Source organism: Delftia sp. HK171 (genome assembly GCF_001886655.1).
Lineage (GTDB): Bacteria > Pseudomonadota > Gammaproteobacteria > Burkholderiales > Burkholderiaceae_C > Comamonas > Comamonas acidovorans.
On the sequence record NZ_CP018101.1, the window covers coordinates 3,660,424 to 3,683,778 of the forward strand.

Annotated in this window: 18 protein-coding genes; 3 read left to right on the forward strand and 15 right to left on the reverse strand. The window is 67.4% G+C overall.

Annotation, left to right across the window (positions count from 1 at the left end):
- Positions 1-139 precede the first annotated feature (139 nt).
- The 3 genes from BO996_RS16505 to phbB all read left to right on the forward strand — a co-directional run bounded on the left by BO996_RS16505 (position 140) and on the right by phbB (position 4,287).
- The gene (locus BO996_RS16505; RefSeq protein ID WP_071955704.1) at positions 140-2,032 is read left to right on the forward strand and encodes a PHA/PHB synthase family protein; all 1,893 of its coding nucleotides are present in this window, start codon (positions 140-142) and stop codon (positions 2,030-2,032) included.
- Positions 2,033-2,155: 123 nt separating this feature from the next.
- On the forward strand, positions 2,156-3,337 hold the full coding sequence (locus tag BO996_RS16510; RefSeq protein ID WP_012205435.1) for an acetyl-CoA C-acetyltransferase: 1,182 nt from the start codon (positions 2,156-2,158) through the stop codon (positions 3,335-3,337).
- A 212-nt stretch (positions 3,338-3,549) separates the two neighbouring features.
- Positions 3,550-4,287 carry an acetoacetyl-CoA reductase gene (gene phbB, locus BO996_RS16515; RefSeq protein ID WP_012205436.1) on the forward strand — a complete coding sequence of 246 codons (738 nt, stop codon included), beginning with the start codon at positions 3,550-3,552 and terminating at the stop codon, positions 4,285-4,287.
- Positions 4,288-5,004: 717 nt separating this feature from the next.
- Here phbB and BO996_RS16520 read toward each other — a convergent pair.
- The 15 genes from BO996_RS16520 to dapC form a co-directional block, all read right to left on the reverse strand.
- A complete protein-coding gene (locus BO996_RS16520; protein WP_071955706.1) occupies positions 5,005-5,979 on the reverse strand; it encodes an isoaspartyl peptidase/L-asparaginase family protein in 975 nt (324 codons plus the stop codon).
- Entirely contained in the window at positions 5,976-7,058 is a 1,083-nt protein-coding gene (locus BO996_RS16525) for an amino acid ABC transporter permease (protein WP_063326242.1), read from the reverse strand. The genes BO996_RS16520 and BO996_RS16525 overlap by 4 nt, the downstream gene beginning before the upstream one ends.
- A 17-nt stretch (positions 7,059-7,075) precedes the next feature.
- A complete protein-coding gene (locus BO996_RS16530) occupies positions 7,076-8,125 on the reverse strand; it encodes an ABC transporter permease subunit (protein WP_071955708.1) in 1,050 nt (349 codons plus the stop codon).
- Positions 8,126-8,145: 20 nt separating this feature from the next.
- Positions 8,146-9,183, reverse strand: a complete 1,038-nt coding sequence (locus BO996_RS16535; RefSeq protein ID WP_071955710.1) for an amino acid ABC transporter substrate-binding protein — start codon at positions 9,181-9,183, stop codon at positions 8,146-8,148.
- Positions 9,180-10,118: a MurR/RpiR family transcriptional regulator gene (locus BO996_RS16540; protein ID WP_232240337.1), complete on the reverse strand. Its 939-nt coding sequence runs from the start codon at positions 10,116-10,118 to the stop codon at positions 9,180-9,182. The genes BO996_RS16535 and BO996_RS16540 overlap by 4 nt, the downstream gene beginning before the upstream one ends.
- Positions 10,119-10,384: 266 nt before the next feature.
- Positions 10,385-12,448, reverse strand: a complete 2,064-nt coding sequence (locus BO996_RS16545) for an ABC-F family ATP-binding cassette domain-containing protein (RefSeq protein WP_071955714.1) — start codon at positions 12,446-12,448, stop codon at positions 10,385-10,387.
- Positions 12,449-12,542: 94 nt separating this feature from the next.
- Positions 12,543-13,562 carry a tripartite tricarboxylate transporter substrate binding protein gene (locus BO996_RS16550; RefSeq protein ID WP_071955716.1) on the reverse strand — a complete coding sequence of 340 codons (1,020 nt, stop codon included), beginning with the start codon at positions 13,560-13,562 and terminating at the stop codon, positions 12,543-12,545.
- A 41-nt stretch (positions 13,563-13,603) separates the two neighbouring features.
- On the reverse strand, positions 13,604-14,827 hold the full coding sequence (locus BO996_RS16555; RefSeq protein WP_071955718.1) for an acyl-CoA dehydrogenase family protein: 1,224 nt from the start codon (positions 14,825-14,827) through the stop codon (positions 13,604-13,606).
- Between the two features lies 1 nt (position 14,828).
- On the reverse strand, positions 14,829-16,433 hold the full coding sequence (locus tag BO996_RS16560; RefSeq protein ID WP_071955720.1) for an AMP-binding protein: 1,605 nt from the start codon (positions 16,431-16,433) through the stop codon (positions 14,829-14,831).
- 176 nt (positions 16,434-16,609) lie between these two features.
- Positions 16,610-17,608: a LysR family transcriptional regulator gene (locus BO996_RS16565; protein WP_071955722.1), complete on the reverse strand. Its 999-nt coding sequence runs from the start codon at positions 17,606-17,608 to the stop codon at positions 16,610-16,612.
- A gap of 1 nt (position 17,609) precedes the next feature.
- Positions 17,610-18,587: a 50S ribosomal protein L3 N(5)-glutamine methyltransferase gene (gene prmB, locus BO996_RS16570; protein WP_071955724.1), complete on the reverse strand. Its 978-nt coding sequence runs from the start codon at positions 18,585-18,587 to the stop codon at positions 17,610-17,612.
- Positions 18,588-18,607: 20 nt separating this feature from the next.
- Positions 18,608-19,768 carry a succinyl-diaminopimelate desuccinylase gene (gene dapE / locus BO996_RS16575; protein WP_071955726.1) on the reverse strand — a complete coding sequence of 387 codons (1,161 nt, stop codon included), beginning with the start codon at positions 19,766-19,768 and terminating at the stop codon, positions 18,608-18,610.
- A gap of 86 nt (positions 19,769-19,854) precedes the next feature.
- Entirely contained in the window at positions 19,855-21,024 is a 1,170-nt protein-coding gene (locus BO996_RS16580) for a PilT/PilU family type 4a pilus ATPase (RefSeq protein WP_012205449.1), read from the reverse strand.
- Between the two features lie 180 nt (positions 21,025-21,204).
- A complete protein-coding gene (gene dapD / locus BO996_RS16585) occupies positions 21,205-22,029 on the reverse strand; it encodes a 2,3,4,5-tetrahydropyridine-2,6-dicarboxylate N-succinyltransferase (protein WP_012205450.1) in 825 nt (274 codons plus the stop codon).
- A gap of 51 nt (positions 22,030-22,080) precedes the next feature.
- Positions 22,081-23,286, reverse strand: a complete 1,206-nt coding sequence (gene dapC, locus BO996_RS16590) for a succinyldiaminopimelate transaminase (protein ID WP_013802542.1) — start codon at positions 23,284-23,286, stop codon at positions 22,081-22,083.
- Positions 23,287-23,355 lie beyond the last annotated feature (69 nt).

Here is a 23,355-nt window from a genome sequence, read left to right on the forward strand (position 1 = left end):
TCGAACCAAAAAAACGAGCGAGGCACGGGTTTTCGTGGAGGTCTGTGCCGGGCAAGGCGGGGCTCGCCTGGGTCACAATCAAAACGGATGCCCCGCAAGCCCCAGGCTATTGCATGGCATCCACGAACAAGGATGCAGCATGAATTTTGACCCACTCGCTGGCCTGTCAGGCCAATCCGTCCAGCAATTCTGGAACGAGCAATGGAGCCGCACGCTGCAGACACTGCAGCAGATGGGGCAACCAGGCCTTCCGGGAACCCAGGGCATGCCAGGCATGCCGGACATGGCCCAGGCCTGGAAAGCGGCCGTCCCCGAACCCGGCGCGCTGCCCGAGAACGCGCTGTCGCTGGACCCCGAAAAGCTGCTGGAGCTGCAGCGCCAGTACCTGGATGGTGCCAAGGCCATGGCCGAACAGGGCGGCGCCCAGGCGCTGCTGGCCAAGGACAAGCGCTTCAACACCGAATCGTGGGCCGGCAATCCGCTGACGGCGGCCACGGCTGCGACCTATCTGCTCAACAGCCGCATGCTCATGGGCCTGGCCGATGCCGTGCAGGCCGATGACAAGACGCGCAACCGCGTGCGCTTCGCCATCGAGCAATGGCTGGCGGCCATGGCGCCCAGCAACTTCCTGGCACTCAATGCCGAGGCTCAGAAGAAAGCCATCGAAACCCAGGGCGAGAGCCTGGCCCAGGGCGTGGCCAACCTGCTGGCCGACATGCGCCAGGGCCATGTGTCCATGACCGACGAAAGCCTGTTCACCGTGGGCAAGAACGTCGCCACCACCGAAGGCGCCGTGGTGTTCGAGAACGAGCTGTTCCAGCTCATCGAATACAAGCCGCTGACGGACAAGGTGCACGAGCGGCCCTTCCTCATGGTGCCGCCCTGCATCAACAAGTTCTACATCCTGGATCTGCAGCCCGACAACTCGCTGATCCGCTACGCCGTCAGCCAGGGCCATCGCACCTTCGTGATGAGCTGGCGCAACCCCGACGAAAGCCTGGCGCGCAAGACCTGGGACAACTACATCGAGGACGGCGTGCTCACTGGCATCCGCGTGGCGCGCGAGATCGCAGGAGCCGAGCAGATCAATGTGCTGGGCTTTTGCGTGGGCGGCACCATGCTGTCCACCGCGCTGGCGGTGCTGCAGGCGCGCCATGACCGCGAGCATGGCGCAACTGCCGCTCCGGCGGCCAAGGCGCCTGTGGCCAAGCGCGCGGCTGGCAGCCGCAGCGCCGCCCGCACATCCACAGCCCGCGCCACGGCGCCAGCTGGCGTGCCGTTTCCCGTGGCCAGCGTCACGCTGCTGACCACCTTCATCGACTTCAGCGACACCGGCATCCTCGATGTCTTCATCGACGAATCCGTGGTGCGCTTCCGTGAGATGCAGATGGGCGAGGGCGGTCTCATGAAGGGCCAGGACCTGGCGTCCACCTTCAGCTTTCTGCGGCCCAACGACCTGGTCTGGAACTACGTGGTGGGCAACTACCTCAAGGGCGAGACGCCCCCGCCGTTCGACCTGCTGTACTGGAACAGCGACTCCACCAACCTGCCCGGCCCCTACTACGCCTGGTACCTGCGCAACCTCTACCTGGAAAACAAGCTGGCCCAGCCCGGCGCGCTGACCGTCTGCGGCGAGCGCATCGACATGCACCAGCTGCGCCTGCCGGCCTATATCTATGGCTCGCGCGAGGACCACATCGTGCCCGTGGGCGGCTCCTATGCGTCCACCCAGGTGCTGGGCGGCGACAAGCGTTTTGTGATGGGCGCATCGGGCCACATCGCGGGCGTGATCAATCCGCCTGCCAAGAAAAAGCGCAGCTACTGGCTGCGCGAGGACGGCCAGTTGCCGCCCACGCTCAAGGAGTGGCAGGCCGGCGCCGACGAGTACCCGGGCAGCTGGTGGGCCGACTGGAGCCCCTGGCTGGCCGAGCACGGCGGCAAGCTGGTCGCAGCGCCCAAGCAGTACGGCAAAGGCAGGGAATACACGGCCATCGAGCCGGCCCCGGGCCGCTACGTACTGGTCAAGGCCTGAGGCACAATCGTTTCGATGCTGCAGTGCAATAACGCTGCGGCTTGAATGCAGGGTGCCGCTGCCGCGACTGCGGCAATGTGCGCCCGGGCATCCCTTCAAGAGTCCAAAGAAAGGTCCGTCATCATGGAAGACATCGTCATCGTTTCCGCTGTCCGTACTGCCGTTGGCAAGTTTGGCGGCACCCTCGCAAAGATCCCCGCCACCGAACTGGGCTCCATCGTGATCCGCGAGGCACTGAACCGCGCCAAGGTCGGCACCGACCAGGTCGGTGAAGTCATCATGGGCCAGGTGCTGGCCGCTGGCGCAGGCCAGAACCCCGCACGCCAGGCCATGATGAAGGCCGGCGTTGCCAAGGAAACCCCGGCCCTCACCATCAACGCCGTCTGCGGCTCGGGCCTGAAGGCCGTGATGCTGGCAGCCCAGGCCGTGGCCACGGGCGACAGCGAGATCGTCGTGGCCGGTGGCCAGGAGAACATGAGCCTGTCGCCCCACGTGCTGCCGGGCTCGCGCGACGGCCAGCGCATGGGCGACTGGAAGATGGCCGACACCATGATCGTGGACGGCCTGTGGGACGTCTACAACCAGTACCACATGGGCATCACGGCCGAGAACGTGGCCAAGGAAAAGAGCGTCAGCCGCGAGCAGCAGGATGCCCTGGCCCTGGCCAGCCAGCAAAAGGCCACGGCCGCACAGGACGCAGGCAAGTTCGTGGACGAAATCGTTCCCGTCAGCATTCCCCAGCGCAAGGGCGATCCCGTGGTGTTCGCGGCCGATGAGTACATCAACCGCAAGACCAATGCCGACGCCCTGGCAGGCCTGCGCCCGGCCTTCGACAAGGCCGGCTCGGTAACGGCCGGCAACGCCTCGGGCCTGAACGATGGCGCGGCCGCCGTGGTGGTGATGAGCGCCTCCAAGGCCAAGGCCCTGGGCCTGAAGCCGCTGGCACGCATCGTCTCCTACGCCACCAGCGGCCTGGACCCCGCCACCATGGGCCTGGGCCCGGTGTTCGCCTCGCGCAAGGCGCTGGAGCGTGCGGGCTGGACCGCGCAGGACGTGGACCTGTTCGAGCTGAACGAAGCCTTTGCGGCCCAGGCCTGTGCGGTGAACCAGGAGCTGGGCATCGACCCGGCCAAGGTCAACGTCAACGGCGGCGCCATTGCCATCGGCCACCCCATCGGCGCATCGGGCGCCCGCATCCTGGTGACCCTGCTGCACGAGATGCAGCGCAGCGGCGCCAAGAAGGGCCTGGCCGGCCTGTGCATCGGCGGCGGCATGGGCGTGGCCATGGCGGTGGAGCGCGTCTGAAGGGCTCCGGGAAAACGTTAGCAAGCTTTCAGGGTAGATCCTAGGCCTGCCTAGGGCCTGCCCGAAGAGAGGCGCAGCGCACGCGCTGCATACTAGCCATACGGGGGTGCCGGACCCAGAGGTTCAGGCACCCTTGGTGATAACCGGAGTCAATGCCCCGGTTGTCGTGGATAGATTGATCTGAAGCAACCATTGATTGACAGGAGAGAAGAATGGCTCAAAAAGTAGCGTATGTCACAGGGGGAATGGGAGGCATCGGAACGGCTATCTGCCAGCGTCTGCACAAGGAAGGCTTCAAGGTCATCGCAGGTTGCGGTCCGTCGCGCGACTTCCAGAAGTGGCTGGACGAGCAAAAGGCGCTGGGATACAACTTCCATGCATCGGTCGGCAATGTGGGCGACTGGGCTTCCACCGTCGAGGCCTTCAGCAAGACCAAGGCCGAGCACGGCAGCATCGATGTGCTGGTCAACAATGCCGGCATCACGCGTGACCGCATGTTCATCAAGATGACGCCGGAAGACTGGCAGGCCGTCATCGAGACCAACCTCAACTCCATGTTCAACGTGACCAAGCAGGTCGTGGGCGACATGGTGGAAAAGGGCTGGGGCCGCATCATCAACATCAGCTCGGTCAATGGCGCCAAGGGCCAGGCCGGGCAGACCAATTACTCGGCCGCCAAGGCGGGCATGCACGGCTTCACCATGGCGCTGGCGCAGGAGATGGCCACCAAGGGCGTGACCGTGAACACCGTGAGCCCCGGCTACATCGGCACCGACATGGTCAAGGCCATCCGTCCCGACGTGCTGGAGAAGATCGTGGGCACCATCCCCGTCAAGCGCCTGGGCGAGCCCAGCGAGATCGCATCGATCATCGCCTGGCTGGCTTCGGAGGAAGGCGGCTATTCCACCGGCGCCGATTTTTCGGTCAACGGTGGCCTGCACATGCATTGAACCTGCAAGGGTTCGCGCTGCAAAGGAGCCTCCGGGCTCCTTTTTTGTTGGGCAGCCCCGCTGCAAATGTCCCAGAAATGACAAAACCCGCTGAAGCGGGTTCTGTGGAAGAGGGGGTCTGCACGGAAGGCCGTCAGACCGGTGGTGTCAGAGACTGGGGCACCGTGTGCGCCAGCCAGCGCCTCAGCGCTTGCGATCGCGTTCGTCTTCGGGCCAGATGGACATGATGGCAGTCGTTTGCATGGAAACTTTCTCCTGTATTGCTCTCTTAACGCGGGCCAGATTCAGCTGGTTGACAGGTTTTTAAAAAATTTTCGAAGGAAGTCGAAACTTTTTTGTGACCCGGTTTTCAGGCGTTGCGGGGGCCGCGCTTGCGGTCACGGTCATCCCATGGCCAGACAGCTTGGGCCAGCGCAGCGGCTGCAAAGCGGGTCTGCAGGGCGGTGTGGGAAAAGATGTCGGTCATGTGCAATCACTCCTTTGTTGCGTGTTCAACGCGGGCAAGTGGCTGCAGGTTGACTCAGGGATTGCCCCAGGACGCAAGCAATTGCAAGCCTGGAGGTGGGGATCTGTCAGTTTGAAGACAGATTTCTGGCGCAATGAGAAAAAATCCTTTTCCTGACAGAGGCTTACGGGCGTGGCGAGCCAATGCCGATGCTGTTACGCCTCGTTGCCCGCAATGCGTGGGCAGAGGTCAACCCCGGGCGAAACTGCCCATCAGGCAAAAATCAGGGTCACGGCAGGCGCGCCGTCCACGATGTAGCCGCGGTACATGCCGGCGCTGTTGAAGGGGCAGTGCACGCGTCCCTGGCTGTCCACGGCCACCACGCCGCCCTGGCCACCGATGTGTGTCAGCGTGCCCCGCACTGCGGCATCGGCTGCGAGTTCCAGGCTTTGCCCCAGGTAGCGCATGCGCGCATGGATGTCGTGCGCGATGGCTGCGCGCAGGAAATGCTCGCCGGTTCCCGTGGCCGCCACGGCGCAGGTGGTGCTGTCGGCGTAGAAACCTGCGCCCACCACGGGCGTGTCGCCCACGCGCCCGGGGCGCTTGTTGGTCAGCCCGCCGGTGGATGCCGCGGCGGCCAGGTTGCCATGCACATCGCGCGCCACGGCGCCGACCGTGCCCATCTTGCCGTTCTCGTTCAGCGGAGCCGGGTGCGCCGCCAGTCCGCCGGCGTCGTGGTCCAGCAGCGCGGTCTGGCCGGATTGCGCCTGCACCCGGCGCAGCTGTGCCAGGCGCTCGGCAGAGTCGAAGTAGCCGGCATCCATCCGCGCCAGCCCGCGCTCATCGGCAAACCTCTGCGCCCCCTCGCCGACCAGGAGCACGCACTGGCCGTCGTCAAGAACATGCCGTGCCAGCGCAATCGGATTGCGCACCTGGCTGACGGAGGCGACTGCGCCGGCCCGCAGGTTGCTGCCGTCCATCAGGCCGGCATCCATCTCGTGGCGCGCGTCGCGTGTGTAGACGGAGCCGCGCCCGGCATTGAACAGCGGGCAGTCTTCCAGGGACTGGCACGCGGCCTGGACGGCGTCCAGCGCGCTGGCGCCGCGCCGCAGCAGGGCGGCGCCCGCCTCCAGCGCCTGGGCCAGTGCGGCGTGGTAGGGGGCCTCGTCGGCCTGGCCCTGGATGACGGTGCCTGCGCCGCCGTGCACGGCAATGGAAAATTTTCGGGAGTTCTGGGGCATGTTCATTGGAGTGCGTAGCGCGATTCCAGGAAGCGGCCATAGCGGGCGATGCCCAGGCCGATGAGCAGATAGACGGCACAGACCACCATGTACATCTCCACGAAGTACGCAATCCAGTGGGGGTCGCTCATGGCCATCTTCAGGGAGCCGGTGATGTCGTAGATATTCACGATCGCCACCAGGGAGGTGTCCTTCACCGCGCCGATGAAGTTGCTCACCGTGGGCGCGATGGTCACGCGCAGTGCCTGCGGCAGGACCACGTGGCGCAACACCTGCACCCTGGTGAAGCCCATGGCCTGGGCCGCCATGACCTGGCCCTGGGGCACGGCCTGCAGCCCGCCGCGAAACACCTCGGCAAGATAGGCGGCGCTGAAGGCCGCCAGGCAGACGGCGATGCGGACCATGGGGTCCACCCGCCACTGCGCGGGCACCAGCATGGGCAGCACGAAGGCCCCGAAGAACAGCAGCGTGATCAAGGGGACGCCGCGCACGGCCTCGATGAAGCCCGTGCACAGGATGCGGATCAACGGCAAGCTGGAGCGCCGGCCCAGCGCCAGCAGAATGCCCAGCGGAACGCCGGCCAGGCAGGCGATCACGGCAAGGAACAGGGTCAGCGGCAGGCCGCCCCACAGATCGCTGGGCACGGGTGCCAGGCCGGCCACACCGCCCGCCATCAGCACGCCAAAGCCGGTCAACCCGGCCAGCAGCATTGCCATGCCGGCGCGGCCGAAGAAGCGCGGCAGTGCCGCCACCCCCACGCTGCCCAGCAGCAGCAGGCTGGCGGCGACGGGGCGCCACTGTTCGGCCATGGGGTAGCGCCCCAGGAACACCAAACGGTACTTGTCGCGCACCACGCCCCAGCAGGCGCCGGCCGCAGCGCGGCATGTGTCGGGGTTGGCTGCGGTTTCGGCGTCGAGCAGGCCCCAGGCCAGCAGCTTCCAGCCCGCCCACAGCGCGGCCAGCAGCAGCGTGGCGGTGATGAGCCCGGAGAGCGCATCCGGAAACAGGCTGGCGCGCAGGCGCTGTGCCAGCGGAACCCGGGGCGGGGCCACCGGCAGGGCCGGTGCGCGGAGTACGGCACTCATGGGCAGGTCTTTCCCGGCTAGCGTGTGATGAAGGCACTGCGCTGGTTGAAGGCATTCAATGCCATCGAGGTCAGCAGGTTGATGGCCAGGTAGACCACCGCGATGATGGTCACGCACTCGATGGCCTGGCCGGTCTGGCTCATGGCGGTGTTGGCGACCATCACCACGTCGGGGTAGCCGATGGCCACGGCCAGCGAGGAGTTCTTGATGGTGCTGAGCGCCAGGTTGGTATAGGGGGGAATGATCACCCGCAGGGCCTGCGGCAGCACGACCAGGCGCAGCTGCTGGCCGCGGCGCATGCCCAGGGCCGAGGCGGCATTCCATTGCCCGCGCGGCACGGCCTGCAGACCGGCGCGCACGATTTCCGCGCAATAGGCGGCGGCATACAGGCCCAGGGCTCCCACCAGGGCCAGGAATTCAGGCGTCAGCGCCAGTCCTCCGTCGATGCCGAACATGCCCGGTTGCGGCGAGCTCCAGTGCCAGCCCGCCGCGCTGTCGTACACCGGGCCGGGCAGGGCCAGCCCCGCCTTGCTCAGAAAGCCCAGGGGGCCGATGGCCAGAGGGTGGTCCACATCGGGCAGTAGCGAAGTCAGCGCGAAATACCACAGCAGCACCTGCACCAGCAGCGGGATATTTCGCGCCACATCGACATAGAGGCGCACGGCGCCGCGCAGCAGCGGATGCCTTGCCACGGCGGCCACGCCCAGCAGCAGGCCCAGCACGGTGGCCACCACGAGCGCGGGCACGGCGGCGCGAACCGTGTTGGCCACCCCGGCTGCGACCGCACGCAGGTAGCTGTCGCCGGGCTCGTAGGGCAGCAGCCCTTCGGAGATGGAAAAGCCGGCCGTCTGCTCCAGAAAGCCGAAGCCCCCGGCAATGCCGCGCGCGGCCATGTTGCGGCTGGCGTTGTGCGCCAGCCAGCCCAGCAGCAATATCAGCAGCCAGCCGATGGCGAGCTGCAAGGCCAGCCGGCCCCAGCGCGGCCGAGTGGGGGCCGGTGGCTGCCGTGCCCCGGCGTCGATGGCATTCACGGCTTTCGCAGCATCTACAGCGTTCGCGGCATTCATGGCAGGGTGCCCTCGGCGCGTCAGTTCATCGGCGGCGACATCATCAGGCCGCCCTTGGTGAACAGCGCGTTCTTGCCGCGCGGGACGTTCAATCCGGACTTGGCGCCCAGGTTGCGCTCATAGCTCTCGCCATAGTTGCCCACGGCCTTGACGATGCGCAGCGCCCATTCCTTGTCCAGCCCCAGCTGCTTGCCCAGGTCGTCGCTCTGGCCCAGGAAACGCTTGACCTGGATGCTGTCGGAGCGGGTCTTGAGCTCGTCGGCATTGGCCTGGGTGATGCCCAGTTCCTCGGCCTCGATCATGGCGTTGAGTGTCCAGCGCACGACGGCGAACCATTCGTCGTCACCGCGGCGCACGGCGGGGCCGGCCGGCTCCTTGGAGATGACTTCGGGCAGGATCACGTAGTCGTCGGGGTTGGCCAGCTCCTTGCCGCGCAGCACGGCCAGGGCGCCGAGGTCGCCTGTATAGGCCTGGCAGCGTCCGCTGCTGAAGGCCTGCAGGGCGGCTTCGGGGTTGTCGAACACCACTGCCTTGTAGTTGAGCTTGTGGGCGCGAAAGTACTCCGACAGGGTCTTTTCCGTGGTGGATCCGCTGATCACGCAGATGGTGGCGCCAGAGAGTTGCTTGACGCTGTTCAGGCCGGGTTTCTTCCTGGCCATGAAGCCCTGGCCGTCGTGGAAATTGATGCCCGCCCACATCAGGCCCAGGCCGTTGTCGCGCGTGAAGGTCCAGGTGGTGTTGCGTGCCAGCAGATCGATCTCGCCGGACTGCAGCGCCGTGATGCGTGTCTGGCCGCTGGTGGGAATGAACTTGACCTTGCTGGCGTCACCCAGGGTGGCTGCAGCCACGGCACGGCACAGATCCACGTCCAGCCCGGACCAGTTGCCGCTGCCGTCGGCGAGCGCAAAGCCTGCGCGCCCCGTGTGCACGCCGCAGGCCACGGCGCCGCGCTGCTTGATGCCGTCCAGCGTCTTGCCAGCGTGGGCCGGCGCGGCAGCGAGTGTGAAGAGGGCGGCCATCGATGCAAGCGCAAAGCGCAGACGGGCAGGGGCGTTCATGGTGAATCCTTTCCAGCGGGATGGGGGGCCTGGGGTTGCGGCTTGCTTGCCGCCGGCGAAGCGGTATCGGCGTCCGGAGTCAGGTAGGGAAGCACCGACTCGGACAGTTCGACCAGGCTGCGCACGGCCTGGGGTGTGGCGCGGATGACCTGGGTGGCCAGTGCCTCGACCATGGCCATGGCCGCCATTGGCGATGAAGGCAGCAGGGGATGCGAGGCGGGTGCCAGCAGCGTGTAGTCGGCCTCGCGGGCCAGCGGGCTCGTGGCCTCGTCGGTGATGGCGATGGTCAGGGCGCCCCGCTGGCGTGTGTGCGCCGTCAGCGCGACGGCTTCGCGCGAGTAGCGCGGCAGTGAAATGGCGATCAGCACGTCCTGCTCCGTCAGCCCTGTCATGCGGCGTACCGCCTGTTCCGATCCGCCTGCGGAGGTCACTTCCACCACCTGCTGCAGATAGGGTTGCAGCACGTCGGCGCCAAAGGCCGCCACATGGTGGGAGCTGCCGAACCCCATGAAGAGCACACGGCGTGCGCGGCAGATGCGCTGGGCCAGTTGGTCGAGCAGGCCGGGGTCGCAGGCCTGCGCAGCCGCCTGCAGGTTGCGCTGCGTGTGCCCGAAAGCCTGCTCGCCCACGGCGCCAGCCGTGGCGGCCTCGGGCCCATGCGCCGCGCGCAGCTTGTTCACGGGCTCCAGGGCCTGCTGCAGCTGGCGGCCCAGGTGCAGGCGCAAATCGGCAAAGCCTTCGTAGCCGGCGTGCTTGGCGAAGCGGTTGACGGCAGCCAGGGAGCCACCGCAGGCATTGGCCACTTCCTCGGCGCTCAGCGTGACGGCCAGCACCGGATGCGCGGCCATCCAGCGCCCGACCCGGGCGACGGCGGGCGAGCCATCGACGCTGGCGCGCAGCAGCTCCTGTACGGCGGGGTGGGGGTGGAGTTCCATGAATGAATGAAAGTGAATGGTCTCTTTCATTCATTATTTTTTAAGAATGAAATCTTTCATTCAGGAGAAACCCTGAACCGAACGATCCATGCGTTCCGCTGGCTGCGGGGAAGTGCGGGGGCGTGAGGGGCGTGAGGGGCGTGAGGGGAGGGCGGGGCCTCAGGGGCGCACCTCGGCGCAGCCGAAGTGGAGCGCCGTCTTTACGCGGGACGACGCTTGTGGCAGGCGGTCCCATGGGACCGCCTGGTTTTCGAGAACGACTGGAATCAGTCGGAAATCGCGGCCGACAGCTGCTCGATCTGCTCGCTCAGTTCCAGCCAGCGCTCTTCCAGGCTGTCGATCTCGTCGTTGCAGGCCTTGAGGCTGCGGCCCGTCTCGGCCATGTCGGCGGGCGAGATGGGCTGGCTCAGCAGGCCTTCGAGCCGCGTGCGCTCGGCCTGCAGCTGGGGCAGGCGCTTGTCCAGCTGTTCCAGTTCCTTCTTGAACGGGCGGGTCTTCTCGGCCATCTGCTGGCGGGCCAGGGCGGCCAGGCGCCGTTGCTCGCGCTGGTCTCCGGCACTGGCGGCCGGCGGCGTGGGCGGGGCAGCGGGGGCCGGGGCCAGCGCAGCAGCCACGGGGGCCTGCACTGCAGGTGCTGCATGTGCTGCGGGCTCCATCTGCGCTGCCGCCTTGCTGGTGGCAGCAGCCGCCTGTTCGGCCTTGCGGGCCTCTTCGCGCAGGCGGCGGGATTCTTCCAGCAGGTAGCGCTGGTAGTCGTCCAGGTCGCCGTCGAAGGGGCCGACCACGCCACGGCCGACCAGCCAGAAGTCCTCGCAGACCGAGCGCAGCAGCGCGCGGTCGTGGCTGACCAGCATAACGGTGCCGTCGAAGTCGTTGATGGCCATGGCCAGGGCCTCGCGCGTGGCCAGGTCCAGGTGGTTGGTGGGCTCGTCCAGCAGCAGCAGGTTGGGGCGCTGCCAGACGATCATGGCCAGCACCAGGCGGGCCTTTTCGCCGCCGCTCATGCTGCCCACGGCCTGCTTGACCATGTCGCCGCTGAAATTGAACGTGCCCAGGTAGCTGCGCAGGTCCTGTTCGCGGGCCTGCGGGCCGGTGGCGCCGGTGTCCCGTGCCAGGCGGATCATGTGCTCCATCGGGTTCTCGCCGGGGCGCAGCACGTCCAGTTCCTGCTGGGCGAAGTAGCCGATGTTCAGGCCCTTGCCTTCGGTCACGGTGCCGGCCAGTGCCTTCATCTCGCGCGCAATGGTCTTGACCAGGGTGGACTTGCCCTGGCCGTTGGCGCCCAGGATGCCGATGCGCTGGCCCGCCAGCACTGAGCGGTTGACGCCGCGCAGGATGGTGGTTGCCTGGCCTTCATCGTCCAGGTAGCCGAATGCGGCGTCCGTGATCGCCAGCATGGGGTTGGGCAGGTTGGCCGGCGGCTTGAACTCGAAGGTGAAATCGGCGCTGGCCAGCATGGGGGCGACCTTTTCCATGCGCTCGATCTGCTTGACGCGGCTTTGCGCCTGCTTGGCCTTGGAGGCCTTGGCCTTGAAACGGTCGATGAACTTCTGCAGGTGGGCGATCTTGTCCTGCTGGCGCTCGAACGAGGCCTGCTGCAGCAGGATCTGCTGGGCGCGCAGTTCCTCGAACTTGCTGTAGTTGCCGCCATAGCGCGTGACCTGCGCGTTTTCGATGTGCAGCGTGGTGTTGGTGATGGCGTCCAGGAATTCGCGGTCGTGGCTGATCACGACCAGGGTGCCGGGGTAGCGCTTGAGCCAGGCTTCCAGCCAGACCAGGGCGTCCAGGTCCAAGTGGTTGGTGGGTTCGTCCAGCAGCAGCAGGTCGGAGGGGCACATCAGCGCGCGCGCCAGCTGCAGGCGCATGCGCCAGCCACCAGAGAAGCTGTTGACGGGGTGCTCCAGCTCGGAGACCTTGAAGCCCAGGCCCAGGATCAGGGCCTGGGCGCGCGGCACGGCATCGTGGGCGCCGGCATCGGCCAGGTCCACGTGGGCATGGGCGATGGCCATGCCGTCCTCGCTGGCCTCGGCGGCCGCGAGCTGGGCATTGAGCTCGCTCAGGCGGGTGTCGCCGTCCAGCACGAACTGGGTGGCCGTCTCCGAGGTCTCGGGCATGTTCTGCGCGACCTGGCCCAGGCGCCATTGCGAAGGGATGGAGAACTCTCCACCGTCCTCGGCCAGGCTGCCGTTGAGCAGGGCGAACAGGCTGGACTTGCCGGCGCCATTGCGTCCGACAAGGCCGACTTTTTCACCGGGGTTGATGGAGACGGAGGTGCTGTCCAGCAGCACGCGGGTGCCGCGGCGCAGGGTAATGTTGCGAAGGCTGATCATGAATGGGCAGGATTATCCCAGCGATTGCGCCAGGGCAGGATTGCCGCCCGCCATGCCCGTGCCCGGCCACGGTGCAAAGCCCTGGTACCAGGCCCTAGATCGGCTGTATGCCCACGCGCTGCATCATGGACTGGGTGAACTGGATCTCGCGCTCGAAGCCCTTGGCATAGGCGTCGGCGCTGGTGATGGCGACCTTGCCGCCTTCCTGCTCCAGCAAGGCGATGACCCTGGGCTGCCTGAGCACTTCCTCCAGCGCCGTGCGCAGCCGCTGGACGATGGGCTCGGGCGTGGCGGCCGGCACGGACACGCCGCCCCAGGATGTGAGGTTGACATTGGGCACACCCAGCTCGGCCAGGGTCTGCACCTGGGGCAGCTTGGCATTGCGCTGCGGCCCGGCAATGGCCAGCGGCACCAGCTTGCCGGCCAGCACCTTGGGATAGGCCACGGAAAACAGCGGGGCGCCGAAGGCCACCTGCTGGCCCAGCACGGCATTGACCAGTTCCGAGGCGCCCTTGTAGGGCACATGGTTGACCTGCAGGCCCATGCTGGAGGCCAGCATCTCCACGCCCAGGTGCGACGGCGTGCCCACGCCGCCCGAGGCATAGTCCAGCGCCCCCGGCCTGGCCTTGGCGCGCGCGGCCAGGTCGTCCAGCGTGCGCATGCCCGAGTCGGCATGCACGACGACCAGGATGTCCGAGCGCGACATGCCCAGCACATGGCGGAAGTCCTTGAACACGTCGTAGCCCGGGCTTTTGTACATGCGCATGGCGGCGGCCATGGGCGAGCCCGAATACAGCAGGGTGTAGCCGTCCGCCGGCGCCTTGGCCACCTGGCGTGCGCCGATGTTGCCGCCCGCGCCGGCGCGGTTGTCTATCACCACGGGCTGGCCCAGCTGGGCCGACAGCGCCTCGGCCACGATGCGCGCGGCCGTGTCGGGGCTGGTGCCGGCCAGGTAGGGCACCACCCATTTGATGGGGCGCGTGGGCCAGGCGCTGTCGTGTGTGGTGGCTGTGGCGGCTGTGGTGGCCCAGGGCAGGCCTGCGGCAAGCGATGCGGCGCCCGCAGCGCGCAGGAATCGGCGTCGGTCCGGCCTTTGGGATGGATTGTCTTGCATGGCGTTGTCTCCTTGTCTTTTCGCTTTCATGCCGGCCAGCCTCAGGCGCCGGCCCGCTCCAGCAGTTCCTTGGCGATGGTGTTGCGCTGTATCTCGCTGGTGCCCGTGAGCACGCGGTACATGCGCAGCATGCGGAACAGGAATTCCACGCGCCGGCCCTGGACGATGCCTTCGCCGCCATGGATCTGTACGGCGCGGTCGGCGATGCGGAACGCCGTCTCCGAGCAGAACAGCTTGCTCATCGAGGCCTGGGCGCGCGCATCGATGCCGGCGTCGATGGCGCGGGCCGTCTGCACCATCAGTGCGCGCGCCGCCATCCATTCGGTGGCCATGTCGGCCAGCATGTGCTGTATGGATTGGAACTGGGCAATGCTGCGGCCGAATTGCTGGCGCCCCAGCGCATAGTCGCGCGCATCGCGCAGCGCCACCTGGGCCAGGCCCAGCATGGCCGGGCAGTGCAGCAGGCGGTTGACGGTGATGCGGCCCAGCGCCAGGGCCAGGCCACGGCCCGGCTCGCCGATCAACTGGGCAGCGGGCACGCGGCAGCCGTCGAGCACGATGTCCCCCGTGCTCGATTGCCCGGCCATGGTCTTGTAGCCGCTGACCACTTGCACGCCCGGGGCATGCAGGTCCACGAAGAAGGCGCTGATCTCGCGTTGCGGGCTGCCCTCGGGCGCGGTCGAGGCCATGAGCACGGCCAAGTCGGCAAACGGCGAGCCCGAAATGAAGCGCTTGCGGCCGTGCAGCACGTAGTGGTCGCCTTCGAGCACGGCGCGCGTCTCCAGCGCACCGGCGTCCGAGCCCGCTGCGGCCTCGGTCAGCGCAAAGCAGATGGATTTCTCGGCGCGCGCCACGGGCAGGATGAACTGCTCCATCTGCAGCGGCGTGGCCTTGCGGATCAGCGCGCCTATGCGCGGCGGGCCGCTGAGTTCGCCCAGCACATGGGGCGCGAAGGGCGAGCCCGTGGCGTAGATGGCCTCCTTGACCAGCACCTGATCGAGCACGGACAGGCCGGCGCCGCCCATGGCCTCGGGCAGGGTCATGCCGTAGAAGCCGCGCGCATGCGACAGCTTCCAGACCTGGCGCAGCAGTTCGGTGGAAGCGCTGTTTTCATGGTCCACGCCATGCGCGCGGGCGAGGTCGGCCAGTTCGCCGTGGATGAAGGCGTTGAGCGCGTCGATCAGGCCGGCTGCGCGTTCCGAGCCTTCAAAGGGCATTTCCAGCAGGGCAGCGTTGGCGGCGGGGAGAGTGTCTTTGGCGTTCATCTCAGTTCACCTTGCGGGCGTGGTTGGCCCAGTAGGGCGCCTGCACGGCGCGGCGCATGACCTTGCCGTTGGGGTTCTTGGGCAGCTGCTGCACGAATTCGATGTGGCGCGGGCGCTTGAAGCCGCCCAGGCGCTCCGCGCAAAAGCGGTCCAGCGCGGCGCTGTCGCCGGCCAGGCCGGGCTTGAGCACGATGTGGGCGGCCACGGCCTCGCCCCATTTGTCGTCGGGAATGGCGAACACGCAGGCATCGGCCACCGAGGCATGTTCGTAGAGCACGGACTCCACCTCGGACGGATAGACGTTGAAGCCGCCGCTGATGACCATGTCCTTCTTGCGGTCCACGATGTAGACAAAGCCCTGCTCGTCCATGCGGGCCAGATCGCCCGTGTGGTAGCGGCCGTTCTTGAGCACCTCGGCCGTCAGCTCGGGCGCGCGCCAGTAGCCTGCAAAGACATCGGCGCCGCTGACCACGATTTCGCCGATCTCGCCCTCGGGCACCGGGCGGCCCTCGTCGTCCAGCACCTCGACCAGGGATTCCAGGAAGGGCCGTCCGCAGGAAGCCAGCCGCTCGGGGCGCGATGCACGCGCCTGCAGGTGGTCCTGCACCGTCAGGCCGCAGACGCCGGAGGTGGTCTCGCCCGCGCCGTAGCCCTGGGACAGGATGGGGCCGAACACGTCCATGGCCTGCAGGATGCGTGCCGGCGCCATGGGCGCTGCGCCGTAGCCCAGGCGCAGCAGGTCGGGCAGGGGGCGGTAGCGGCCGCCGATCTCGGCCAGCAGCATGTTGATCATGGTGGGCACCATGAAGGTATGGGTCACGCGCCGCGCCTGCATCTCGGCCATGAAGGCGCCAGGCTCGAAGCCCGAGAACAGGTGGATGGTGGCTCCCGTGCACAGCGCCGGCACCATCTGCATGCCCGAGGCGTGCGTGACCGGACCGACCAGGCCCAGCACGTGGCCGGCCTGCATGCCCTCGCCGCGCATCAGGAATTTGCGCAGCTGGGCCAGGCGGTTGCCGAAGGTCTGCATGGCGGCCTTGAGCACGCCCGAAGAACCTGAGGTGTAGTGCAGCACGGCCACCTCGTGCTCGTGCACGGCCACGGGCCGGAAGCGGTCGCTGGCGCGGGCGAGCAGGGCCTCGTAGCTTTCGCCGGCGGGGCCGTCCAGCAGCAGCAGGCGCACGTCGGCAGACTGCAGGTGCGGCTTGAAGGCCTCGGCGCGCGCTGCGGTGGTCACGATGACGGCGGCATCGCTGTTGGCCGCGATATCGCCCACTTCGCGCGGCGAAAGGCGTGCGTTGAAGGGCGCCTTGATGAGTCCGGCCTTGTAGCAGGCGATCTCGATCTCCACGATTTCCACGCAGTTGGGCAGGTAGATGCCCACGCGGTCGCCACGGGACAGGCCCAGCGCCGCCAGCGCATTGGCCAGCCGGTTGGAGCGCTGTTCCAGCTCGGCGTAGCTGATGCTGCGTGCGGCGCTGGTCACGGCCGGCTGCGCGCCGTGGGCCCTGCAACTGCGCGCGACCAGTTCGCCGACATTGGGGATGGGAAGGGAGTAGGAGTGGGAATGGGGGTGGCCTGCGGTGGGCCGGGATGTCTCGTGCATGGCATTCCTTGGCTGAAGCCGCGCGTTTTGCGCGGCGTGCCATGCACTGTTCCAGAAGAGGCCTGGAGCGGGGAAATACCGTTTAGTGATTCAGGCGCATCAGAAAAATTGATGTCCAGATCAACCCTTGCGGTATTTGCTGATGACCCCATGCCCAAACCCCTGCGGTCATGCCGTCATGCCTGCTGCCAGCGCGCCTGCCAGATGCCGGCCGTGATGAGTTGCCGGGCCTGTGCCATCAGCGCCTGCTGGACCACCTGCAGCGCCGGGTCGCTGCTGCGGTTGGCCTGCACGGCCAGGAAGTAGCGGCGCAACAGTTCGGGCGCCGTGACCTGGGCCACGATCCAGCCGTGCTGGATGGCCGTGGGCGCAGCCTTGGCTTCCTCGCGCAGCCAGGCGGGCGCATCGCTCAGCGAGCAGGCGGGCGTGAAGGTGAAGCCCGCGCCGCAGTGGTAGAGCGAGCGGATGACGCGCGCTGAATCGTGTTCGTGGACGATGTTCAGCCGCAGGTCCCGTGCGTCGGCCGCGGCCTCCACGGTCTGGCGGATGGAAAAGCGCCGCGACTGCAGCACCAGCGGCAGCTGGCAGGCGTGGGCAAAGTCCATGTGCGGCAGGCCGCCGTCCGGCGCGGGGCGCAGCAGCGGGGCCACGCTGCCATCGACATCCTGGCCGCAGATGTAGATGGATTCCTCGGCCATGGGCTGCACCTGCATGTCGTGCAGGCTGGCCGTGTCCACGAGGATGGCCAGGTCTGCGCGCCGGTCCAGCATGGCCTTTTGCACCATGAGGCTGAGGTCGTCGAGCACAAAGATGCGTATGCGCGGGTGGCTATTGCGCAGGCTGGCGATCACGGGGCCGGCCAGCAGGCTGGTCAGCAAAAAGGGCAGGGCGATGGTGACCGAGCCTTCGGGGCCCTGCGGCAGGCGCTGTATGCGCTCGCGCATGGCATCGGCGTCGGACAGCAGGCGGCGTGCGTCCTCGTACAGCTGGGCGCCGGCCGGCGTGGGGGTCACGCCGGCGTGGCTGCGCTCCAGCAACTGGGTGCCCAGCTCGCCTTCCAGCTTTTTGATCTGCGCCGTGAGCGCGGGCTGGGCCACGTACAGCGAGTGCGCGGCGCGCGAGAGGCTGCCCGCCTCCAGCACCGCGATGAAGTAGCGCAGCGCCCGCAGGTCCATTTCAGCCCAGGGGGCGGTAGGTGGGGCGCAGGGCCTCGATGTCGCCTTCGGTCCAGGCGCGCAGCGCCTCCTGGGTGATCAGCAGCACCTGCTCGTCGCCCGAGCTGGTGTCCAGCCAGAACACGGGCAGGTCGGGGAAGGCGGCTTCGAAGAAATCCTTTTCATTGCCGATTTCCAGCACGACCACGCCTTCCTTGGCCAGACGCGACGGCAGGTCCAGCAGCAGGCGGCGGATGAAGTCCATGCCGTCGGCGCCGCCGGCCAGCGCCAGTTCGGGCTCGGCCTGGTATTCGGCGGGCAGGCGCGACATGCTGTCGGCGTTCACATAGGGCGGGTTGCACAGCACCAGGTCCCAAGGGCCGGGCAGGGCGGCCAGGCCATCGCTTTCCAGCAGCTGCACGCGCTCGGCGAGTTCATGGCGGTCCACGTTGATGCGCGCCACGGCCAGCGCGTCGGCCGAGATGTCGGCGCCCGTGACCTCGACCTCGGGCCAGGCCATGGCCGCCAGGCAGGCCAGGCTGCCGTTGCCCGTGCACAGGTCCAGCACGCGGCGCGTGCGGTCGGACAGCCAGCCGTCGATGCTGCCGTCGGCCAGCAGCTCGGCAATGAAGCTGCGCGGCACGATGGCGCGCTCGTCCACGTAGAAGGGCACGCCCTGCAGCCAGGCCTCGCGCGTGAGGTAGGCGGCGGGCTTGCGCGTTCGGATGCGCTCTGCGAACAGCTCGGCCACTCCGGCCTGCTGCTGGGCGCTGACGGCCTGGTCGGCCAGGGATTCGGGCGCGCCGGGCGCCAGTTCGCTGTCCAGCGGCAGGCCCAGCTTCCACAGCGTGAGCCAGGCCGCTTCGTCTTCGGCCGTGGCGGTGCCGTGGCCAAAGGCCACGCCGGCCGCCGTGAGCGCTGCGGCCCCGGAGGCCACGAGGTCGGCGATGGTACTGCCCGAGATGGCGGGAATATTGGCAGGGGTGGGGGCGGATGTCATCGTCGGCTCCTTGGTCGCGTTCAGGCGGCCTGCTGGCGCTGCAGCTCGTGGAGCGTGCGGCGGTAAATGTTCTTGATGGGCTCGATGTCGGCCACCACGATGTGCTCGTCGATCTTGTGGATGCTGGCGTTGGGCGGGCCCACCTCCACGACCTGGCTGCAGATCTGGGCGATGAAGCGGCCGTCGCTGGTGCCGCCCGTGGTGGACAGCTCGGTCTCCAGGCCGGTCTCGGCGCGGATGGCCGCCTGCACGGCATTCACCAGCGTGCCCGGCGTGGTCAGGAAGGGCTGGCCGCCAATGGTCCAGGCCAGCTCGTACTCCAGCCCGTGGCGGTCCAGCACAGCCTGCACGCGCTGCTGGAGCGATTCGGCCGTGGACTCGGTGCAGAAGCGGAAGTTGAAGTCGATGGTCACATGGCCGGGAATGACGTTGGATGCGCCCGTGCCGCCATGCATGTTGCTGATCTGCCAGCTGGTGGGCGGGAAGAAGCCATTGCCCTCGTCCCAGCGCGTGGCGGCCAGTTCGGCAAGGGCCGGCAGGGCCTGGTGGATGGGGTTGCGCGCCAGCTGCGGGTAGGCGATGTGGCCCTGGATGCCCTTGACCGTGAGGCGCCCGCTCATGGTGCCCCGGCGGCCGTTTTTGATCATGTCGCCCGTGCGCTCCACTGATGTGGGCTCGCCGACGATGCACCAGTCCAGGCGCTCGCCGCGCTCGCGCAGCAGCTCGACCACGACCTTGGTGCCGTCCACCGAAGGGCCTTCCTCGTCGCTGGTCAGCAGCAAGGCAATGTCGAAGGAGGGGGCCGGTGTCTCGGCCAGGAATTCCTCCAGCGCCACGACGAAGGCGGCGATGGAGGTCTTCATGTCGCTGGCGCCGCGGCCGTACAGCTTGCCGTCGCGGTGCGTGGGCACGAAGGGCGGGCTGCTCCACTGCTCCAGCGGGCCGGTGGGCACCACGTCGGTATGGCCGGCAAAGACCAGCACGGGCCGGTCGGCGCCTGTCCCGGAGCGCCGGGCCCAGAGGTTGCGCACGCGAAAGCTGTCGGGGCCGCTGTCGATGCGCTCGCAGGCAAAGCCCATGGGCTGCAGGGCATCGGCCAGGAGTTCGAGGCAGCCGGCGTCTTCGGGAGTGACGGAGGGCAGGCTGATCAGCTGCTCGGTCAGTTGCAGGGTGCGGGACATGGTGGGTGGAATCAAAAAACAAAAAAGTCGGAGGGCCGGCTGCCGCCAGCGTGCTCCGACATTGTGAACGCTGCGGGGCCAGCCGATCAGTTCGGCTTGACTTCCAGCATGATTTCCGTGAACGAGGGCATGTCGTCCTCGCCGGGCGTGGCCAGTTCGGCGAACTGGCTGGACGGCGCGGCATGGCTGGCCTTGACCACGTCGTTTTCCAGGCGCCACATCAGGTTGGTGGGCGAATCGGCGAAGGCCAGGGCTTCGGCGCGGTCGATGCGGCCGGAGCGGACCAGCTGCGCCAGCGCCTCTTCAAAGGTCTGCGAGCCTTCGGCCATGGATTTTTCCATGGCCTCCTTGACGCCCGAGAAGTTGCCGCGCTCGATCAGGTCGGCGATCAGCTTGGTGTTGAGCATGACCTCGACGGCCGGCATGCGGCCGCCGTCCACGGTGCGCACCAGGCGCTGGGAGATCACGCCCTTGAGCGCTGCCGACAGCTCGCCCAGCATGGTGGGGCGGATTTCCTCGGGGAAGAAGGACAGGATGCGGTTGAGCGCGTGGTAGCTGTTGTTGGCGTGCAGCGTGGCCAGGCACAGGTGGCCCGACTGCGCAAAGCCCATGGCCGAGGACATGGTCTCGCGGTCGCGGATTTCGCCGATCAGGATCACGTCGGGCGCCTGCCGCAGCGCATTCTTGAGCGCGATCTGCAGCGATGCCGTGTCCGAGCCCACTTCGCGCTGGTTGACGATGGAGCGCTTGTTGCGGAACTGGTATTCGATGGGGTCCTCGATGGTGAGGATGTGGCCCGTGAGCTTTTCGTTGCGCGCATCGATCATCGAGGCCAGCGTCGTGCTTTTGCCCGAGCCCGTGGAGCCCACGACCAGCAGCAGGCCGCGCTTTTGCATGATCAGCTCGCCCAGCACGGGCGGCAGGTTCAGCGTGTCCATGGCCGGGATGTGCTGGGCGATGAAGCGGATCACCACGGCGCAGCTGCCGCGCTGGTGCATGGCGCTGACGCGAAAACGCCCCACGCCGCGCAGCGGCACGCCCATGTTGAGCTCGCCCGTTTCGTCCAGCTCCTGCAGGCGCTCGGCCGGCACGATCTCGGCCAGCAGGCTGCGCGGCGCGTCGGGCGGCAGCAGCTGGTTGTTGATGGGCACGCATTCGCCGTTGATCTTGATCAGCGCCGGCGCGTTGACCGCCAGGTAGACGTCGGACGCCTGCTTCTCGCCCATCAGGCGCAAAATCCTCTCCATCGTGCCCATGTTTTCCCCCAAATTCGTGTACTGCCGCTGTTCTTGGATCGTCTGCACGCTCTTGTGACGTGAAACGGGCGTCCGCTGCCTGGTGGCCGGGGACGCCCTCGAGAGTATGCCTTGCTCCATCCCCTGAACAGGGGATGTTTTGGCGCCGCAACCACGCCTTTGGCGCGGTGCGGATGCGGATCAATCGCGCAGCAGGTCGTTCAGGCTCGTGGTGGAGCGGGTCTTGGCATCGACCTTCTTGACGATGATGGCGGCGTACATGCTGTAGCGGCCGTTGTCCTTGGGCAGGTTGCCCGACACCACCACCGAGCCGGCGGGCACGCGGCCATAGCTGGTCTCGCCGGTCGCACGGTCATAGATGGGGGTGGACTGGCCGATGTACACGCCCATGGAGATCACGGAGTTCTCTTCCACGATCACGCCTTCGACGATTTCGGAACGCGCGCCGATGAAGCAGTTGTCCTCGATGATGGTCGGGTTGGCCTGCAGCGGCTCCAGCACGCCGCCCAGGCCCACGCCGCCGGACAGGTGCACGTTCTTGCCGACCTGGGCGCAGGAGCCCACGGTGGCCCAGGTGTCAACCATGGTGCCTTCGTCCACATAGGCGCCGATGTTCACGTAGGAAGGCATCAGGATCGCGCCCTTGGCCACGAAGCTGCCGCGGCGGGCCACAGCCGGGGGCACCACGCGCACGCCGGTGGCGGCGATCTCGGCCTCGGTCATGCCGGCGAACTTGGTGGGGACCTTGTCGAAGAAGTTCAGGTCGCCGGACTGCATCAGCACGTTGTCCTTGAGGCGGAAGGACAGCAGCACGGCCTTCTTGATCCACTGGTGCACGGTCCACTGGCCCACGCCTTCGCGCGTGGCCACGCGCAGCTGGCCGTTGTTCAGGGCTTCGATCACGTGGTCCACGGCCTCGGTCACTTCCTTGGGGGCGGCAGCGGGGGAGAGGCTGGCACGGTTGTCCCAGGCGGTGTCGATGATGGATTGCAGCTGTTGCGTCATATGGCTTTGGTGATCAAAGGGTTTGTGAGGAAAGGGGAGCGCAGGGCTGTCTCAGCGCTGGCGCGATTCTATGAACTGTGCAATGCGCTGGGCGGCTTCCAGGCATTCTGCGGTCTCGGCCACCAGGGCCATGCGCACGCGCCCGGCGCCGGGGTTGCGGCCATTGGCCTCGCGCGCCAGGTAGCTGCCGGGCAGCACGGTCACGCCGGTGGCGGCATACAGCTCGCGTGCAAAGTCGGCGTCGTCCAGGCCCAGCGATTCGGGAATGCCGGCCCAGAGGTAGAAGCTTGCGTCGGGCAGGCGCACATCCATCACGCGCGCCAGCACGGGCGTGACCTGGTTGAACTTTTCGCGGTACAGGCGGCGGTTTTCCTCGACATGGGCCTCGTCGGCCCAGGCCGCCATGCTGGCCGTCTGCACCACGGGGCTCATGGCACCGCCGTGGTAGGTGCGGTACAGCAAAAAGGCCTTGATCAGGGCCGCATCGCCCGCCACGAAACCGCTGCGCAGGCCCGGCACATTGCTGCGCTTGGACAGGCTGGTGAACATCAGCAGGTTTTTGTAATCCGTGCGGCCCAGGCGCTGTGCGGCTTCCAGGCCGCCCAGGGGGGCGGTCCCGTCGAAATAGATCTCGCTGTAGCACTCGTCGCTGGCGATCACGAAGCCGTAGCGGTCGGACAGCGCAAACAGCTTTTCCCATTCGGCCAGCGGCATCACCGCGCCTGTGGGGTTGCCGGGAGAGCACACGAAGATCAGCTGGGTCTTTTCCCACACGTCGGCGGGCACGCTGTCCCAGTCCACCGCGAAGTTGCGTGCGGCGTCGCTGGGCGCGTAGTACGGCTGGGCGCCGGCCAGCAGGGTGGCGCCTTCGTAGATTTGATAGAACGGGTTCGGGCAGATCACGCGCGCGCCGTCCTGGCTGGCATCCACCACCACCTGGGTGAAGGCAAACAGTGCCTCGCGCGAGCCGTTGACGGGCAGCACCTGGGTGGCGGCGTCCAGGGCAATGCCATAGCGCTGGCGTGCCCATTGGGCGCAGGCCTCGCGCAGCGCGGGCTCGCCGGCTGTGGCGGGGTACTTGGCCAGGCCGCCCAGGTCGGCGCTCAGGGCCTGTTCAATGAACGCCGGCGTGGCATGGCGGGGCTCTCCGATGCCAAGGCTGATGGGGCGCACGCCCGCCGGTGGCTGGACCCCGGCGAACAGTTTGCGAAGACGCTCAAACGGGTAGGGCTGGAGTCGGGAGAGCAGGGGATTCATGGGCTCGCATTATGGATTGATGCGCTTTCGGCATGCCGTTGTCACAGGGGACTGCGGGTCTGCACGCTG

Coding starts and splice junctions, on each gene's coding strand:
- BO996_RS16505 (WP_071955704.1), top strand. CDS start 140: ATGAATTTTGACCCACTCGCTGGCCTGTCAGGCCAATCCGTCCAGCAA.
- BO996_RS16510 (WP_012205435.1), top strand. CDS start 2,156: ATGGAAGACATCGTCATCGTTTCCGCTGTCCGTACTGCCGTTGGCAAG.
- phbB (WP_012205436.1), top strand. CDS start 3,550: ATGGCTCAAAAAGTAGCGTATGTCACAGGGGGAATGGGAGGCATCGGA.
- BO996_RS16520 (WP_071955706.1), bottom strand. CDS start 5,979: ATGAACATGCCCCAGAACTCCCGAAAATTTTCCATTGCCGTGCACGGC.
- BO996_RS16525 (WP_063326242.1), bottom strand. CDS start 7,058: ATGAGTGCCGTACTCCGCGCACCGGCCCTGCCGGTGGCCCCGCCCCGG.
- BO996_RS16530 (WP_071955708.1), bottom strand. CDS start 8,125: ATGAATGCCGCGAACGCTGTAGATGCTGCGAAAGCCGTGAATGCCATC.
- BO996_RS16535 (WP_071955710.1), bottom strand. CDS start 9,183: ATGAACGCCCCTGCCCGTCTGCGCTTTGCGCTTGCATCGATGGCCGCC.
- BO996_RS16540 (WP_232240337.1), bottom strand. CDS start 10,118: ATGGAACTCCACCCCCACCCCGCCGTACAGGAGCTGCTGCGCGCCAGC.
- BO996_RS16545 (WP_071955714.1), bottom strand. CDS start 12,448: ATGATCAGCCTTCGCAACATTACCCTGCGCCGCGGCACCCGCGTGCTG.
- BO996_RS16550 (WP_071955716.1), bottom strand. CDS start 13,562: ATGCAAGACAATCCATCCCAAAGGCCGGACCGACGCCGATTCCTGCGC.
- BO996_RS16555 (WP_071955718.1), bottom strand. CDS start 14,827: ATGAACGCCAAAGACACTCTCCCCGCCGCCAACGCTGCCCTGCTGGAA.
- BO996_RS16560 (WP_071955720.1), bottom strand. CDS start 16,433: ATGCACGAGACATCCCGGCCCACCGCAGGCCACCCCCATTCCCACTCC.
- BO996_RS16565 (WP_071955722.1), bottom strand. CDS start 17,608: ATGGACCTGCGGGCGCTGCGCTACTTCATCGCGGTGCTGGAGGCGGGC.
- prmB (WP_071955724.1), bottom strand. CDS start 18,587: ATGACATCCGCCCCCACCCCTGCCAATATTCCCGCCATCTCGGGCAGT.
- dapE (WP_071955726.1), bottom strand. CDS start 19,768: ATGTCCCGCACCCTGCAACTGACCGAGCAGCTGATCAGCCTGCCCTCC.
- BO996_RS16580 (WP_012205449.1), bottom strand. CDS start 21,024: ATGGGCACGATGGAGAGGATTTTGCGCCTGATGGGCGAGAAGCAGGCG.
- dapD (WP_012205450.1), bottom strand. CDS start 22,029: ATGACGCAACAGCTGCAATCCATCATCGACACCGCCTGGGACAACCGT.
- dapC (WP_013802542.1), bottom strand. CDS start 23,286: ATGAATCCCCTGCTCTCCCGACTCCAGCCCTACCCGTTTGAGCGTCTT.